Origin of the sequence: Helicobacter pylori, from assembly GCF_011140715.1 — a bacterium.
Lineage (GTDB): Bacteria > Campylobacterota > Campylobacteria > Campylobacterales > Helicobacteraceae > Helicobacter > Helicobacter pylori_DA.
In genome coordinates this window covers 1-14,775 of sequence record NZ_SFZZ01000083.1, presented here as the reverse complement: position 1 = coordinate 14,775, position 14,775 = coordinate 1, and the positions used below count along the sequence as shown (strand labels likewise).

Below are 14,775 nucleotides of genomic sequence, written 5' to 3'. Positions count from 1 at the left end.
TTAAGCGAATTGGTCGCTTTGGAGCATACGATATTTTCTAGCATGTTTTTACTCATGGCTATGGTCATAAGCTCCTATCAAAAAAATCAAACGCTCTTTTTTGGCTTAGAAACCTTAATCCTTTGTTTTTTGGCCTTACTAGGGGCAAGAAACTTCGCTATGGGGTTTAACCGCTTAGTGGATAGAGACATTGATAAGGATAACCCAAGGACGAAAAACCGCCCGAGCGTGGATGGCAGGATCAGCGTTAAAGGCATGGTCATTTTTAGCGCTTTAAACGCTCTTTTATTCGTGGTAGTGAGCTATTTTATCAACCCTTTAGCTTTCAAGCTCTCATTACCTTTTTTGATCATCTTAGGGGGGTATTCGTATTTCAAGCGCTTCTCTTCTTTGGCGCATTTCATCGTGGGTTTGGCTTTGGGTTTGGCCCCCATTGCAGGAAGCGTGGCGGTTTTAGGAGCGATCCCTTTATGGAATGTCTTTTTGGCTTTAGGGGTGATGTTATGGGTGGCTGGGTTTGATTTGCTCTATTCTTTACAAGACATGGAGTTTGATAAAGAAAGGGGCTTGTTTTCCGTTCCTAGCCAATTAGGGGAAAAATGGTGCTTGAATCTTTCAAGGCTCTCGCACCTTGTAGCACTAATCTGCTGGCTTTTTTTTGTGAAATGCTATCATGGGGGGCTTTTTGCGTATCTAGGTTTAGGGGTTTCGGCTTTGATTTTACTCTATGAGCAGATTTTAGTCGCTAGAGATTATAAAAACATCCCTAAAGCCTTTTTTGTGAGTAATGGCTATTTGGGGGTGGTGTTTTTTATTTTTATCGTCCTTGATGTGGGGTTTAAGCATGCATGAGTTGGTTTTAAGATCCCAAGCTTTAGGGTTTGAAACGCGCTTAGTCCAGTGCGATTTGTCGTTTTCTTATGAAAGGTTTATTTCTAAAAGTAAACGCTCTTTAGCGGTGTTAGAAGAATTTGATTGGTTAAATTCTGGCTTTGATTTTTCACGCTTGAACGTTGAAAATGACACTCTGGAATTGCTCAAAGCGCTGTATTTCAAATTAGAAAAATTAGAAAGCCTGCTTTTAAAAGAAAATCTGCTTGAATTGGAGCAAAATAACCGCATCATCGCTTTAGGGCATGGGCTTATTTGCTTAAAAAAACAAAGCCTGATAGCGCCTCAAACTTACTATGGGCGTTGCGTGTTAGAGGGGAAAATCCTAGCCTTTTTTGGCGTGGCTAGGGATAAAGATTTTTTAGAAATCACTCGCATGCACGCTTTAGACATCAAGCGTTATGATTCTTTCATTGTCCAAAGCGAAAGGAAAGGCTTGAAATTATGAACGGGAGCAATCATGTTATCTTCTAATGATTTGTTTATGGTCGTTTTGGGGGCGATTTTATTGGTGTTGGTGTGCTTGGTGGGGTATTTGTATCTTAAAGAAAAAGAGTTTTACCATAAAATGAGGCGTTTAGAAAAAACTTTAGATGAATCCTATCAAGAAAATTATATTTATTCTAAGCGTTTGCAAGAATTAGAGGGGCGTTTGGAAGGCATTTCTTTAGAAAAAAGCGCTAAAGAGGATGGCTCATTAAAAACGACTCTTTCACACCTTTATAACCAGTTGCAAGAAATCCAAAAATCCATGGATAAAGAGCGCGATTATTTAGAAGAAAAAATCATTATTTTAGAAAACAAATTCAAAGACATGGGGCATTATGCCGCTAGCGATGAGATCAACGAAAAACAGGTTTTGAAAATGTATCAAGAGGGTTATAGCGTGGATTCTATTTCTAAAGAATTTAAAGTGAGTAAGGGTGAGGTGGAATTTATATTGAACATGGCAGGGTTAAAATGGTAGCTTTAAGCAACGCTCTTTCAAGGGTTTTTGGCTCTGTGGCTGGCTATGAATTCCCTTCTTTTATCCAAAAAGGCATCAACGCCCTTTACATTAAGATCTTTAAAATTGATTTGAGCGAGTTTGAGCCTTTGGAAAATTACAAGAGTTTGAACGCCCTTTTCACGCGCTCTTTGAAAAAAGAACGCCCCTTTGACAAAGCCCCTAATATTTGCATCGCGCCTTGCGACGCTTTGATCACCGAATGCGCTTTTTTAGACAACGATACCGCTTTACAGATTAAAGGCATGCCCTATAAAGCGCATGAATTAGTGGGCGAAATCAACCCCTTAAGCCCTTCTTTTTTCTATGTGAATTTTTACCTTTCGCCCAAAGATTACCACCACTACCACGCTCCTTGCGATTTAGAAATTTTAGAGACTCGTTATTTTGCGGGGAAATTATTACCAGTCAATAAGCCCTCACTACACAAAAACAACAATCTGTTTGTGGGCAATGAAAGGGTAGCGCTTGTTGCAAGAGACATTCAAGGCAATCAATTGTATTTTGTGGCGGTGGGGGCGTTAAATGTGGGTAAAATGCGTTTTAATTTTGATAAGAATATCCAAACTAACGCTAAAGCCCGTTTCACGCAAACCTACTCTTACAACCCCCCCATTAAGGTTAAAAAGGGGGATAATTTAGGGAATTTTGAAATGGGCTCTACTATCGTTTTATTCATTCAAAACACCGCTTTTAAAGATTTGAAAGAAAAAAGCGTGAAGTTTGGGGAAAGTATAGGGGAATTTCATGCCAACTGACAACGACTTAAAAACTTCTATTGTGGAATTGTTGAACGATTTAGACGCGCTTTTAGTGGCTCACTTTTACCAAAAAGATGAGATTGTAGAGTTAGCCCACCATACAGGCGATAGCTTGGAATTAGCTAAAATCGCAAGCCAGAGCGATAAAAATCTCATCGTGTTTTGCGGGGTGCATTTCATGGGTGAGAGCGTGAAAGCCCTAGCCTTTAACAAACAAGTGATCATGCCCAAACTCTCATGCTGCTCTATGGCAAGAATGATAGACAGCCATTACTACGATAGGAGCGTTCATTTATTGAAAGAATACGGCGTTAAAGAATTTTACCCTATCACTTATATCAATTCTAACGCTGAAGTGAAAGCCAAAGTCGCCAAAGATGATGGCGTGGTCTGCACCAGCAGGAACGCTTCTAAGATCTTCAATCACGCCTTAAAACAAAATAAAAAAATCTTTTTTCTACCGGATAAATGCTTGGGGGAAAATCTAGCCCTAGAAAACGGCTTAAAAAGCGCGATTTTGGGCGCAAACAGCCAAGAAGAAATCAAAAACGCTGATGTGGTTTGTTATAACGGCTTTTGTTCGGTGCATCAGCTTTTCAAATTAGAAGACATTGAATTTTACCGCCAAAAATACCCGGATATTTTAATCGCTGTCCATCCAGAGTGCGAGCCTAGCGTGGTTTCTAACGCTGATTTTAGCGGATCAACGAGTCAGATCATAGAATTTGTAGAAAAGCTAAGTCCCGATCAAAAAGTCGCCATAGGCACTGAAAGCAATTTGGTTAACCGCTTGAAAGCCAAGCGCCACCATCAAAACACTTTCATTCTTTCTAGCACGCTCGCTCTTTGTCCTACCATGAATGAAACGACTTTAAAAGATTTGTTTGAAGTCTTAAAGGCTTATAAAAACCACAGGGCTTATAATACGATTGAATTAAAAGATGAGGTGGCGCGTTTGGCCAAACTCGCTTTAACTAAAATGATGGAGTTGTCCTAATGGAGGTAAAAACTTTTTTAGAACGCGCTTTAAAAGAAGATTTAGGGCATGGGGATTTGTTTGAAAGGGTGTTAGAAAAAGACTTTAAAGCCACAGCGTTTGTTAGGGCTAAACAAGAGGGCGTGTTTTCAGGCGAAAAATACGCTTTAGAGTTGTTGGAAATGACCGGCATTGAATGCACTCAAACCATTAAAGATAAAGAGCGTTTCAAGCCTAAAGACACTTTAATGGAGATTAGGGGGGATTTTAGCATGCTTTTAAAGATTGAGCGCACCCTTTTAAATCTGTTGCAACACAGCAGTGGGATCGCCACTTTAACGAGCCGTTTTGTAGAAGCTTTAAATTCTCACAAGGTGCGTTTGTTGGACACGAGAAAAACCAGACCCCTTTTAAGGATCTTTGAAAAATATTCCGTGCTTAATGGGGGGGCGAGCAACCACCGATTAGGGCTAGATGACGCTTTAATGCTTAAAGACACGCATTTAAAGCATGTGAAAGATCTCAAAAGCTTTTTAACGCATGCCAGAAAAAACTTGCCTTTCACGGCTAAAATTGAAATTGAATGCGAGAGCTTTGAAGAGGCCAAAAACGCCATGAGCGCGGGAGCGGATATTGTGATGTGCGATAATTTGAGCGTTTTAGAGACTAAAGAAATTGCCGCTTATAGAGATATGCATTATCCCTTTGTTTTACTAGAAGCGAGCGGGAACATTTCGCTAGAGAGCATCAACGCTTATGGTAAAAGTGGCGTGGATGCCATTAGCGTAGGGGCTTTAATCCATCAAGCCACTTTTATTGATATGCACATGAAAATGGCTTAAAAACTTTAAAAAAAGGGTTATTAGCATGCTAAAAGAATATTTAGAAAGCATTAAAAACATCACGCCTGAAAGTAATGAACACACGCACCGCCCTTCTTTATACAACTTGCTTAAAAATTTAAAAAACGATTTTAAGAAAGAATTTAAGATTGAACATGAGCCTAACAGAGACAAACAAGGGGGTCAGCCTGATTTTCGCATTTCTCATCAAGGGCTAAACATCGGCTATATAGAAAATAAAAGGGTAGGGACTGATCTTGACCGGCTCTTAAAAAGCGATCAAATCCTTAAATATTTAGAATTAAACCCCAACCTCATGCTCACCGATTACCTTAATTTCGTGTGGGTAGGGAAAGATGAAAATAATGAGCCTTCAATTAAAAGAAAAATTTCTATCGCTAGCCCTGAGGAACTCTCTAAACCCCTAAAACCCAATCCGCAAACCGAGCGCGATCTGATTGAATTGTTTAGAGGCTTTTTCAATCACGAAGCAGCCCCTATCACTAACGCTAAAGATTTCGCAACGCATTTAAGCGTGCCCACCAGGTATTGAAAAAACGCTTGGATCTTTAACGAGCGATTTGCCCCATTTAAAAGGGAATGCCATCAAAGCCTTAATACAAGAAATCTTGCAAAACCCCCCCCCCCCCCCCCATTTAATGCCAATATCGCCCTTATCTTATCGCGCCAAGCCAAAGCCATCGGAGATTTTGACTTTGATGCCGCATTCATCAGCAAAGAAGCAAGCGACAACAATATCTATCGCAGAGGCGGAGGATCGGCTTTCCCCTTATTCTGTATTGCTTAATCTCGCTCTCATTTGCGATAGAGGCTCTAAAGTAAGCCCCATTTCTAATGTTTTTGTAACGAGCATGCTTTGTGATTTGCATTTGAATGGATCGGGGAGTTACGCGTTTTTGTTGTATCGTTTAGGCTCAAAATGAGTGAATGAATGGGCATGTTATCTAAATTTTAGATAGAATAAACGCAAAAAATTGAATAAAACCTTAAAGGTGATTCTTTCTAATCTCAAAAATGGGTGGTGTTATTAACAATGACAAAACGACTTTTTAAAGGGTTGTTGGCGGTTTCTCTTGCTGTGAGTTTGCATGGCGGTGAAGTTAAGGAAAAAAAGCCGGTCAAGCCGGTTAAAGAAGATCCGCAAGAATTAGCGGCTAAAAGGGTGGAAGCGTTCAATCGTTTCACTAATGTGGTTACAGAAATTGAAAAAAAATATGTGGATAAAGTCAGTATTTCTGAGATCATGACTAAAGCGATTGAAGGCTTGCTCTCTAATTTGGACGCGCATTCAGCGTATTTGAATGAAAAGAAGTTTAAGGAATTTCAAGCCCAAACCGAGGGCGAATTTGGGGGGCTTGGGATCACGGTGGGCATGCGCGATGGCGTTTTAACCGTTATTGCCCCTTTAGAAGGCACTCCAGCTTACAAGGCTGGGGTTAAAGCGGGCGATAACATTTTAAAAATCAACAACGAAAGCACGCTGAGCATGAGCATTGATGATGCGATCAATCTCATGCGCGGCAAGCCAAAGACCCCTATCCAGATCACCATTGTGAGAAAAAACGAGCCAAAACCCTTGGTGTTTAATATCATTAGAGACATCATCAAAATCCCCTCTGTCTCTGTGAAAAAGATTAAAGACACCCATTATTTGTATGTGAGAGTGAGTGGTTTTGATAAGAATGTTACCAAATCGGTTTTAGACGGCTTGAAAGCTAACCCTAAAACTAAGGGGATCGTGTTGGATTTAAGGGGCAATCCTGGAGGGCTGTTAAACCAAGCGGTAGGCTTGTCTAACCTCTTCATTAAAGAGGGGGTTTTAGTCTCTCAAAAAGGCAAAAATAAAGAAGAAAATTTAGAATACAAGGCTAATGGCAGAGCCCCTTATACCAATTTGCCTATTGCGGTGTTAGTCAATGGCGGTTCAGCGAGCGCGAGCGAGATCGTAGCAGGGGCTTTGCAAGATCACAAACGAGCCATCATTATCGGTGAAAAAACCTTTGGTAAGGGAAGCGTGCAGATGCTGCTCCCTGTCAATAAAGACGAAGCCATTAAAATCACAACCGCACGCTACTATTTGCCGAGCGGGCGCACCATTCAAGCTAAGGGGATCACGCCTGATATTGTGATTTATCCGGGTAAAGTGCCAGAAAATGAAAACAAATTCAGCTTGAAAGAAGCGGATCTAAAACACCATTTAGAGCAAGAGCTTAAAAAACTTGATGATAAAACCCCTAATTCCAAAGAGGCGGATAAAGACAAGAAAAACGAAGAGGAAAAAGAGGTTACTCCTAAAATGATCAACGCTGATATTCAGCTAAAAACCGCTATTGACAGCTTGAAAACCTGGTCTATCGTGGATGAGAAAATGGATGAAAAAGCGCCTAAGAAGAAATAAAAACTCATGGGGTTTTTATTTGAAAAATCGTTAATGGGTTTTTTCGCTCATCCAATCAAAATCCTTAAAATCATCAGTTTGATTTTAAGCTTTTTGGCGGCTTTTTTGGTTGCTGAAAACACTCATGAGCCAGAAGAGATCAAGGCTAAAGTGGCTTATGTGAAAATCCCCCAATTAGAAGATTTAGAAAACACCCCAGTTTATATCGGTCAAACCATAGGCGTAACTTATGATTTATTGCTGTTTGACGCTGAGTTTTTGGAAGCCAAAATCAAAGACGGGTTGGATAAAACCCAAATTGAGCTTTTAAACAAGATGCCTAAATGGAAAAAGGTGGAACAAGAGCTTTTTAGAGCGACTTATTATTACAAGATTAAGGGCATAAAAGCGAGTGTCCCGTCCTTAGAAGTGAGCGCGTTTTCCAACAAAGACAAATACATCGATCATTCCATAGCCCCCAAAGTTGCTTTGCAAGTAACGGATTTGTCCAAAAACCCTCGTTATGCGAATGTCATGGCTAAAGATTTACAAGTTGTGCAATACAAAACTAAAGACTATGACGATAAAAATAATATTTTGGTGATGGAATTAGCGTTCAAAGAGGCTAATTGGGAAGATTTTCACGTTAAAGAAGCGATCAAACAGGGGTTTGATAACGCCTCTTTAAACCAAATCAAGGCTAAAGAAGGGAGCGTTTTTTATTATTGCGTGCTGCCTAAAACCCTTCAAAGCCTTTCTTTTGATTATTTTTCGCTTTCTAATAGGCAGTTTAAAACCTTATCTTTTTCAGCCATTCCCACTCAAGACACTACCGGTATTCAAAGCGATCTCATTCCTAAAAACAATTTTTTAGTCTTTTCTAACGTGGCGTTGCTCGCTTTGTGCGTGTTTTTCTTGGCGCTGTTTTTCATTTTTGGGCGCAAACTCATTTTTTTAGGGCTTGGGATTTTGTGTTTAGGGTTTGTTTTGTATCACCTTTTATTCACGCAAAAGTCAGCCCTATTGCTCGCTCATAAAAAAATCCGTATTCTGCCCACGCAAAATTCCACCATTTTAGGGCTTTCTAAAGATGAAATGCCCATTAAAATCTTAGGCTCGCATGATGATTATTATAAAATCCTAACCCCGCATGAACAAATAGGATGGGTCAAAAAAGATGAAGTCAAATAAAAAGTCCAATCATTTAAGAGCGATTTATAGGGCTTTAGTGATCGCTATAGGCTTAGCCGTTATCATTGTTTTCAATTACTTTAACCGCAAAAACAATAACGCCCGCTCCAGCCGTAGGGCTTGTTCGTGCTTTTTTTCTCTCACCGGGGTTAATTTAGAAAAAATAGGTTCCTTTGACACGAGCGCTAAACTCATTGTTTTAAACCACCAAAGCTTACTAGACATTATTTATTTAGAAGCCTACCACCCCAGCAATATTTGCTGGATCGCTAAAAAAGAGCTGGGCGAAATCCCTTTTTATGGGCATGCCTTAACCGATACCGGAATGATCTTAATTGACAGAGAGGATAAAAAGGGGATCGTGAGCCTTTTGAAAGCGTGTAAAGAAAAGCTAGATCAAAACCGCCCTTTAGTGATTTTCCCTGAAGGCACTAGAGGCAAAGGAGGAGAAAAATTCCTCCCTTTCAAGCAAGGGGCTAAGATTATCGCTGAAAAATTCCAGCTCAAAATCCAGCCCATGGTGTTAATCAATTCCATTAAAATCTTTAATTCCAAGCCCTTAGAAGCCTATAAAGCGCGCACCCGTTTGGTCATGCTAGAAAGCTATACGCCTGATTTTAGCTCGCCCACCTGGTATGAAGAATTACAAGAACGCATGCAAAAAGAGTATTTAAAACACTACCATGAATTAAACGCATGAAGCTTTTTGACTACGCTCCTTTGAGTTTGGTTTGGCGGGAGTTTTTGCAAAGCGAATTTAAAAAGCCTTATTTCTTAGAAATAGAAAAACGCTACCTAGAAGCCCTAAAAAGCCCTAAAACCATTTTCCCTAAAAGCTCTAATCTGTTTTGCGCGCTCAATCTAACGCCCCCTAGCGCGGTTAAAATCATTCTTTTAGGGCAAGACCCCTACCATTCCACCTACCTAGAAAATGAGCAAGAATTGCCGGTGGCGATGGGCTTAAGCTTTAGCGTGGAAAAAAACGCCCCCATTCCCCCAAGCTTAAAAAACATTTTTAAAGAATTGCATGCGAATTTGGGCGTGCCTGTGCCTTGTTGTGGGGATTTGAGCGCATGGGCTAAAAGGGGCATGCTCTTATTGAACGCCATTTTAAGCGTGGAAAAAAACCAAGCCGCTTCGCACAAGCATATTGGCTGGGAAGCTTTTAGCGATCAAATACTGATTCGCCTTTTTGAAACGATCTCCCCTTTAATCGTGGTGCTATTAGGGAAAGTCGCCCAAAAAAAGATCGCGCTAATCCCTAAAAACAAACACATCATCATCACAGCCCCTCACCCCAGCCCATTATCTAGGGGGTTTTTAGGGAGCGGAGTTTTTACAAGCGTTCAAAAAGCTTATAGAGAGGTTTATCGCAAGGATTTTGATTTTAGTTTGTGATTGATGCTTAATGAGGCAGAACCCCTTGAAATGCCTTGATTTAAGAGCATTTGTGATAAAATGCTAATTTTTAAATAAAGGGAAAACATGCCAATTAGAATCGCTATCAATGGGACCGGGCGCATCGGTTTGTGCACTATAAGAGTCGCTAGTCAAAGAAAAGATATAGAAATCGTAGCCATCAATTCTACCGCTGAATTAGAAACTCTTTTGCATTTGATCCGCCATGACAGCGTGCATGGGCATTTTGAAGCCAAATTAAACGCCAATAGAACCCTAAATATCGGGCATAGTAAAAACATTTTAGTGTTGAGCGAGCGAGACATTAACAAGCTTGATTTTTCTGTCGCTAACGCAGAAATCATCATAGAATGCACCGGGAAATTCAATTCCTTAGAAGCTTCAAGCGCTCATCTTAAAAACAGCGTGAAAAAAGTCATCATCTCCGCTCCCGCACAAAATACGCCTACCTTTGTCTATGGGGTGAATCATAAGAATTATCATAACGAAAGCGTGATTTCTAACGCTTCTTGCACGACTAATGCTACCACTCCTTTATTAAAAATCTTAGATGAAGCCTTTAAAGTAGAAAACGCGCTTTTAACCACCATCCACAGCTACACTAACGATCAAAACCTTTTAGACACCAAGCACAAAGACATCCGCCGCACTAGAGCGGCCGGTCTTAATCTCATCCCCACAAGCACCGGCGTGAGCAAAGCCATTTCGTTAGTCTTACCGCATTTAGGCTCTAAGATCACAGGCCTTGCTATTAGAGTGCCTACCCCTAATGTGAGCTTAGTGGATCTATCTTTAAATTTTAAAAAATCCGTGAGTAAAGCAAGCGTTCAGCATGCACTTAAAGATGCCAGTAAGCATGCCTTTAAAGGGGTTGTAAGCATTGATGAAGAAAGGCTTGTTTCAAGCGATTTTATTTCTTCGCCTTTTAGCGCGATTGTGATTGATGATCAAATCATGACAATAGGCGAAAAAAATGCTAAAGTATTGGCATGGTATGATAATGAGATGGGTTATAGCGAGCGCTTGATAGACATGGCGCAATATATAGCACAAAATTAAAAGAAAGGATTTTTCATGTTAGCTAAAATGTCGTTTATGCAAAACGTTAAAAACATTCAAGAAGTGGAAGTGAGCCATAAAAGGGTGCTTATTAGAGTGGATTTTAATGTGCCTTTAGATGAAAATTTGAATATTACCGATGATACGCGCATTAGAGAGAGCTTGCCCACCATCCAATTTTGTATTGATAATAAGGCTAAAGATATTATTTTAGTGAGCCATTTGGGCCGCCCTAAAGGGGTTGAAGAAAAATTGAGCTTGAAACCCTTTTTAAAACGCCTTGAAAGACTTTTAAATCATGAAGTGGTTTTTTCTCAAAATATCGCGCAACTCAAGCAGGCTTTAAACGAAAACGCGCCCACAAGGATTTTTCTTTTAGAAAACATCCGCTTTTTAAAAGGCGAAGAAGAAAATGATGAAAATCTGGCTAAAGATTTAGCGAGCTTGTGCGATGTGTTTGTGAATGACGCTTTTGGCACGAGCCACAGAAAACATGCCAGCACTTATGGCACGGCACAATTCGCCCCTATAAAAGTGAGCGGGTTTTTACTCAAAAAAGAAATTGATTCGTTTTATCAAGCGTTTAACCACCCTTTACGCCCTTTATTGTTGATTGTAGGGGGGGCTAAAGTCAGCTCCAAACTCACCTTATTAAAAAACATTTTAGATCTCATCGACAAGCTCATCATTGCCGGAGCCATGAGTAACACCTTCTTAAAAGCCTTAGGCTATGATGTGCAAGATTCTTCTGTGGAAGACGCTCTAATCAATGACGCCCTAGAATTATTACAAAGCGCGAAAGAAAAAAAAGTCAAAGTCTATTTGCCTATAGACGCTGTAACCACTGATGACATTCTTAACCCCAAACACATTAAAATTTCACCCGTCCAAGACATTGAGCCTAAGCACAAGATCGCTGATATAGGGCCTGCGAGCTTGAAATTATTTTCTGAAGTCATAGAGAGCGCACCCACCATTTTATGGAATGGCCCCTTAGGCGTGCATGAAAAACAAGAATTTGCCAGAGGCACAACCTTTTTAGCCCACAAAATCGCTAACACTTACGCTTTCTCGCTCATTGGGGGGGGCGATACCATTGATGCGATCAACCGCGCGGGCGAAAAGGATAACATGAGTTTCATTTCTACCGGTGGGGGGGCGAGTTTGGAATTGTTAGAGGGCAAAATTTTACCTTGTTTTGAGGTTTTGGATAAACGCCATTAACTCTAAGGATCGCTTATGGTGAACGTGTTTTTCAAACAGCAAAAATTTGTCATTAAAAAACGCTTTAATGATTTTAATGGTTTTGATATAGAGGAAAATGAAGTTTTATGGTTTGAATTAATCAACCCCACGCCCAATGAATTGGCCACTCTAAGCCAAGAATACGCTATCCACTACAACACGGATCATTCCCAACGAGTCTCATCAGTAACCAAATATTGGGAAGACAGCTCCAGCGTTACGATCAACGCCTTTTTCACCAACCAGGATGAAAATGAGACTTTCCACACGGAAATGGCGACCTTTATTTTGTCTAATAACATTCTTTTCACGATCTATTATGGGACTTTAGAAATCTTTGATTCTATCCAAAAAAAGGTTTTGGCTAGCCCTAAAAAATTTGAAGACGGGTTTGATATTCTAACCAAAATCTTTGAAGTGTATTTTGAAAAAGGCGTGGAATGTTTGGAGTGGATCAACAAACAAACGAGCCTGTTGCGCAAAAACATCATTTTCAAAGAAACTTCTACGCATGATGATATTTTAGTGCGCTTGTCCAATTTGCAAGAATTTAATGTGGCTTTAAGGGATTCTTTTTTTGACAAACGGCGCATTATCACCGCATTACTAAGGAGCAATAAAGTGGATAGCGATACTAAAAATAATTTAAATATCATTTTAACCGATTTTAGCTCTTTGGTGGAGTCTACAACGGTCAATCTCAACTCCCTAGATAACATTCAAAACCTGTTCGCTTCTCAAGTCAATGTGGAGCAAAATAAAATCATCAAACTCTTCACTGTGGCGACTATGGCGATGATGCCCCCCACATTGATTGGCACGATTTATGGCATGAATTTTAAATTCATGCCGGAGTTAGAATGGCAATACGGGTATCTTTTTGCGTTGATTGTCATGGCGATTTCTACGATTTTGCCTGTGCTCTATTTTAAAAAGAAAGGCTGGTTGTAGCCTTTTATGGAATTTTTATCCTCACTCTTAGACGCTCTTTCTACACCGCATGGCATAGTCTCCTTGGCTACGCTCACGCTTTTAGAGATCGTTCTAGGGATTGATAATATCATTTTTATCACGGTGATGGTCTATAAACTCCCCAAACACCAGCAAAATAGGGTCATGATTTTAGGCTTGGGATTAGCGATGATCGCTCGTATAGGGCTTTTAGGGAGCTTGTTTTTTATCAGCCATTTGCAAAAGCCTTTATTCACTATAGCGGGCATGAGCTTTTCATGGCGTGATGTGGTGTTGCTTGTAGGGGGGGCGTTTTTGGCTTTTAAAGCGTTAGTGGAATTAAAAGAGCAGATCTACCCTAAAGAAAAACACCAAGAAAAAGCGTTTGGCTTTTTCATCACTTTAATAGAGATCATGTTTTTAGACATTGTCTTTTCTTTAGACTCCGTGATCACGGCTATTGGGATCGCTAAACACTTAGAAGTCATGGCGCTTGCTATTATTTTATCTGTAATCGTGATGATGTTTTTTTCCAAAATCGTTGGCAATTTTATTGAAAGGCATTATCGCATCAAAACTTTAGCCTTTGTGTTTTTGCTCGTTGTGGGCGTGTTTTTGTTTTTAGAAGGCTTGCATTTGCATGTTGATAAAAATTATTTGTATGCGGGTATTGGTTTTGCCTTGCTCATAGAATGCTTGAACATTTTCATAGAAAAGAAAATGAAAAAAAGCTAGGTCTTTTAAGATTGAATGAATTGTTTATAAAAGGTTTTTGTGCTTTTTTTAAGTGCCGGTAACTAAATTTTAATCAAAATTCATAAGCGCATAGGGGCATTTCGCAATGAAACCCCCTTAAAAAGAGGATTTGCGCCACTTAGTAAGCAAACACATAATTCAAATACACGCTATAGAGCCTTCTGTATTTGAGTTCAGCGCCCATGAAAGAATAATAATCCGTGTTAATGGTAGGGATTTTCACGCCCAATTCCATACCATGCTGAGCGGTATGATCGCTGTCTTTTTTCTTAGACCTAGCGAGATTCATTCTCAAGCCTAAATTGAATAAAAATTGGAAATTCGCCACATTCATTTTAGCGCTATAGATATTACACCACATTCAAATTCACAAATTCAGAATTAAGCCACGAAGTCCCCGCTAACGCAATCCCGCCAAAAAGCCCTACGGAGAGCTTATTATTCTTGCCTAAAAAGTTGGTGTTTTTATCGTTAATGAAGTTATAAAGCGCATCCATTCCCACCCCATAAGTCCAAACATCAGAAGCGGAGTTGAAAAAGCTGGATTTGATGAATGCATGGTTATAGTCAAAAAAGCCGTAATACCTTAACCCCCAATTCCTTTTTTTGCCAAAGAATTGTTTGTAACCCATTTGCACGCCGATCCCATTCATTGCGCCGTTATTGGTTTGAGAACTGATCATGCCAAAGCGCCTGAAAGGGTTTTTGCCCAATTCTTGCGCGGTGGTTTGGAGCTGGTTGTATTTGTTGGTATCCAAAGAATAAGTGAGCAAACCTTCTGGGGAATTAGGGTTTTGAGTGGAATGCGTCATGTTTTGAAGAGGCTTAGCGTTAGGCAAGTGAGAGATACCATTATTAATCGCTGTAGAGTCTTTATTCAGGGTGTTAAGGGCTTCTTTAAAATTCAAAATGGTTTGAGATAAAGCCCTATCCTGATTGACCTGGTTGCCATAATAAGCGGTGTGTTGCTCCAAAGAGTTTAAAGTTTCCTTCACAAACGCGCAACCTGAACCCCAAGTGTTATTAGTGATCACGCCAGCCGATCCTGCTTTACATTCTTCCAAATCCCCTTGGATAGGCCCTTGAATGCTGTGGAAATTGTTCGCTACTTGCTTAGCTAAATTTAAAATCTCTGCTTGAGCGTTAGCCCTATTGAGCATTTCTTGAGCGAATTGCTTGTTTTTAGAAGTGTAGGGATTGAAATTGTCTGGTTGCGTGATTTGGGTGTTTTCATTAGCGTTGAGCTGTTTGGTTTTTTCTAAAACGGCTTGAGCGTTTTT

The 14,775-nt window shown here is 40.0% G+C and carries 15 protein-coding genes and 2 pseudogenes; 16 read left to right on the top strand and 1 reads right to left on the bottom strand.

What is annotated here, in order from left to right; genetic code table 11:
• Positions 1-9 precede the first annotated feature (9 nt).
• The 16 genes and pseudogenes from mqnP to EWZ81_RS08085 all read left to right on the top strand — a co-directional run bounded on the left by mqnP (position 10) and on the right by EWZ81_RS08085 (position 13,474).
• A complete protein-coding gene (gene mqnP / locus EWZ81_RS08160; protein ID WP_240146762.1) occupies positions 10-852 on the top strand; it encodes a menaquinone biosynthesis prenyltransferase MqnP in 843 nt (280 codons plus the stop codon).
• Positions 845-1,339, top strand: coding sequence for a hypothetical protein (locus EWZ81_RS08155; RefSeq protein ID WP_205250261.1), 495 nt, complete (start codon positions 845-847; stop codon positions 1,337-1,339). Before mqnP ends, EWZ81_RS08155 begins: the two co-directional genes overlap by 8 nt.
• 12 nt (positions 1,340-1,351) lie before the next feature.
• Positions 1,352-1,858 (top strand): DUF6115 domain-containing protein, encoded by a 507-nt coding sequence (locus EWZ81_RS08150; RefSeq protein WP_165549621.1) that lies wholly within the window; start codon positions 1,352-1,354, stop codon positions 1,856-1,858.
• Positions 1,852-2,655, top strand: coding sequence for a phosphatidylserine decarboxylase (locus EWZ81_RS08145; RefSeq protein WP_165549620.1), 804 nt, complete (start codon positions 1,852-1,854; stop codon positions 2,653-2,655). Before EWZ81_RS08150 ends, EWZ81_RS08145 begins: the two co-directional genes overlap by 7 nt.
• Positions 2,645-3,655 (top strand): quinolinate synthase NadA, encoded by a 1,011-nt coding sequence (gene nadA, locus EWZ81_RS08140; RefSeq protein ID WP_165549619.1) that lies wholly within the window; start codon positions 2,645-2,647, stop codon positions 3,653-3,655. Before EWZ81_RS08145 ends, nadA begins: the two co-directional genes overlap by 11 nt.
• Entirely contained in the window at positions 3,655-4,476 is an 822-nt protein-coding gene (gene nadC, locus EWZ81_RS08135; protein ID WP_165549618.1) for a carboxylating nicotinate-nucleotide diphosphorylase, read from the top strand. The genes nadA and nadC overlap by 1 nt, the downstream gene beginning before the upstream one ends.
• Before the next feature lie 25 nt (positions 4,477-4,501).
• Positions 4,502-5,026 (top strand): annotated as a pseudogene (locus tag EWZ81_RS08130) (type ISP restriction/modification enzyme); the annotation flags it as partial.
• A 31-nt stretch (positions 5,027-5,057) separates the two neighbouring features.
• The gene (locus EWZ81_RS08125) at positions 5,058-5,420 is read left to right on the top strand and encodes an adenine specific DNA methyltransferase 2 domain protein (protein ID WP_165549617.1); all 363 of its coding nucleotides are present in this window, start codon (positions 5,058-5,060) and stop codon (positions 5,418-5,420) included.
• Between the two features lie 110 nt (positions 5,421-5,530).
• Positions 5,531-6,895 (top strand): S41 family peptidase, encoded by a 1,365-nt coding sequence (locus EWZ81_RS08120; protein WP_165549616.1) that lies wholly within the window; start codon positions 5,531-5,533, stop codon positions 6,893-6,895.
• A gap of 6 nt (positions 6,896-6,901) precedes the next feature.
• Positions 6,902-8,065, top strand: a complete 1,164-nt coding sequence (locus EWZ81_RS08115; protein WP_165549615.1) for an SH3 domain-containing protein — start codon at positions 6,902-6,904, stop codon at positions 8,063-8,065.
• Complete coding sequence (locus EWZ81_RS08110) at positions 8,052-8,765, top strand: 1-acyl-sn-glycerol-3-phosphate acyltransferase (protein ID WP_000841247.1); 714 nt, start codon at positions 8,052-8,054, stop codon at positions 8,763-8,765. The genes EWZ81_RS08115 and EWZ81_RS08110 overlap by 14 nt, the downstream gene beginning before the upstream one ends.
• Positions 8,762-9,463 carry a uracil-DNA glycosylase gene (gene ung, locus EWZ81_RS08105; RefSeq protein WP_165549614.1) on the top strand — a complete coding sequence of 234 codons (702 nt, stop codon included), beginning with the start codon at positions 8,762-8,764 and terminating at the stop codon, positions 9,461-9,463. Before EWZ81_RS08110 ends, ung begins: the two co-directional genes overlap by 4 nt.
• Before the next feature lie 87 nt (positions 9,464-9,550).
• Positions 9,551-10,543, top strand: coding sequence for a type I glyceraldehyde-3-phosphate dehydrogenase (gene gap / locus EWZ81_RS08100; RefSeq protein ID WP_165549613.1), 993 nt, complete (start codon positions 9,551-9,553; stop codon positions 10,541-10,543).
• Positions 10,544-10,558: 15 nt separating this feature from the next.
• Positions 10,559-11,767 carry a phosphoglycerate kinase gene (locus tag EWZ81_RS08095; protein ID WP_000880031.1) on the top strand — a complete coding sequence of 403 codons (1,209 nt, stop codon included), beginning with the start codon at positions 10,559-10,561 and terminating at the stop codon, positions 11,765-11,767.
• 15 nt (positions 11,768-11,782) lie between these two features.
• Positions 11,783-12,739: a magnesium/cobalt transporter CorA gene (gene corA, locus EWZ81_RS08090; protein WP_000248511.1), complete on the top strand. Its 957-nt coding sequence runs from the start codon at positions 11,783-11,785 to the stop codon at positions 12,737-12,739.
• Between the two features lie 6 nt (positions 12,740-12,745).
• Positions 12,746-13,474: a TerC family protein gene (locus EWZ81_RS08085; RefSeq protein WP_165549612.1), complete on the top strand. Its 729-nt coding sequence runs from the start codon at positions 12,746-12,748 to the stop codon at positions 13,472-13,474.
• 139 nt (positions 13,475-13,613) lie between these two features.
• Here the strand turns inward: EWZ81_RS08085 and EWZ81_RS08080 are convergent.
• Positions 13,614-14,775, bottom strand: a pseudogene (locus EWZ81_RS08080) (outer membrane protein); the annotation flags it as partial.

Excerpts from the sequence above, each read along its gene's own strand:
- EWZ81_RS08120 (WP_165549616.1), top strand. The coding sequence starts at position 5,531 with ATGACAAAACGACTTTTTAAAGGGTTGTTGGCGGTTTCTCTTGCTGTG.
- nadC (WP_165549618.1), top strand. The coding sequence starts at position 3,655 with ATGGAGGTAAAAACTTTTTTAGAACGCGCTTTAAAAGAAGATTTAGGG.
- gap (WP_165549613.1), top strand. The coding sequence starts at position 9,551 with ATGCCAATTAGAATCGCTATCAATGGGACCGGGCGCATCGGTTTGTGC.
- EWZ81_RS08150 (WP_165549621.1), top strand. The coding sequence starts at position 1,352 with ATGTTATCTTCTAATGATTTGTTTATGGTCGTTTTGGGGGCGATTTTA.
- ung (WP_165549614.1), top strand. The coding sequence starts at position 8,762 with ATGAAGCTTTTTGACTACGCTCCTTTGAGTTTGGTTTGGCGGGAGTTT.
- corA (WP_000248511.1), top strand. The coding sequence starts at position 11,783 with ATGGTGAACGTGTTTTTCAAACAGCAAAAATTTGTCATTAAAAAACGC.
- EWZ81_RS08110 (WP_000841247.1), top strand. The coding sequence starts at position 8,052 with ATGAAGTCAAATAAAAAGTCCAATCATTTAAGAGCGATTTATAGGGCT.
- EWZ81_RS08085 (WP_165549612.1), top strand. The coding sequence starts at position 12,746 with ATGGAATTTTTATCCTCACTCTTAGACGCTCTTTCTACACCGCATGGC.
- EWZ81_RS08155 (WP_205250261.1), top strand. The coding sequence starts at position 845 with ATGCATGAGTTGGTTTTAAGATCCCAAGCTTTAGGGTTTGAAACGCGC.
- EWZ81_RS08095 (WP_000880031.1), top strand. The coding sequence starts at position 10,559 with ATGTTAGCTAAAATGTCGTTTATGCAAAACGTTAAAAACATTCAAGAA.
- EWZ81_RS08115 (WP_165549615.1), top strand. The coding sequence starts at position 6,902 with ATGGGGTTTTTATTTGAAAAATCGTTAATGGGTTTTTTCGCTCATCCA.
- EWZ81_RS08145 (WP_165549620.1), top strand. The coding sequence starts at position 1,852 with ATGGTAGCTTTAAGCAACGCTCTTTCAAGGGTTTTTGGCTCTGTGGCT.
- nadA (WP_165549619.1), top strand. The coding sequence starts at position 2,645 with ATGCCAACTGACAACGACTTAAAAACTTCTATTGTGGAATTGTTGAAC.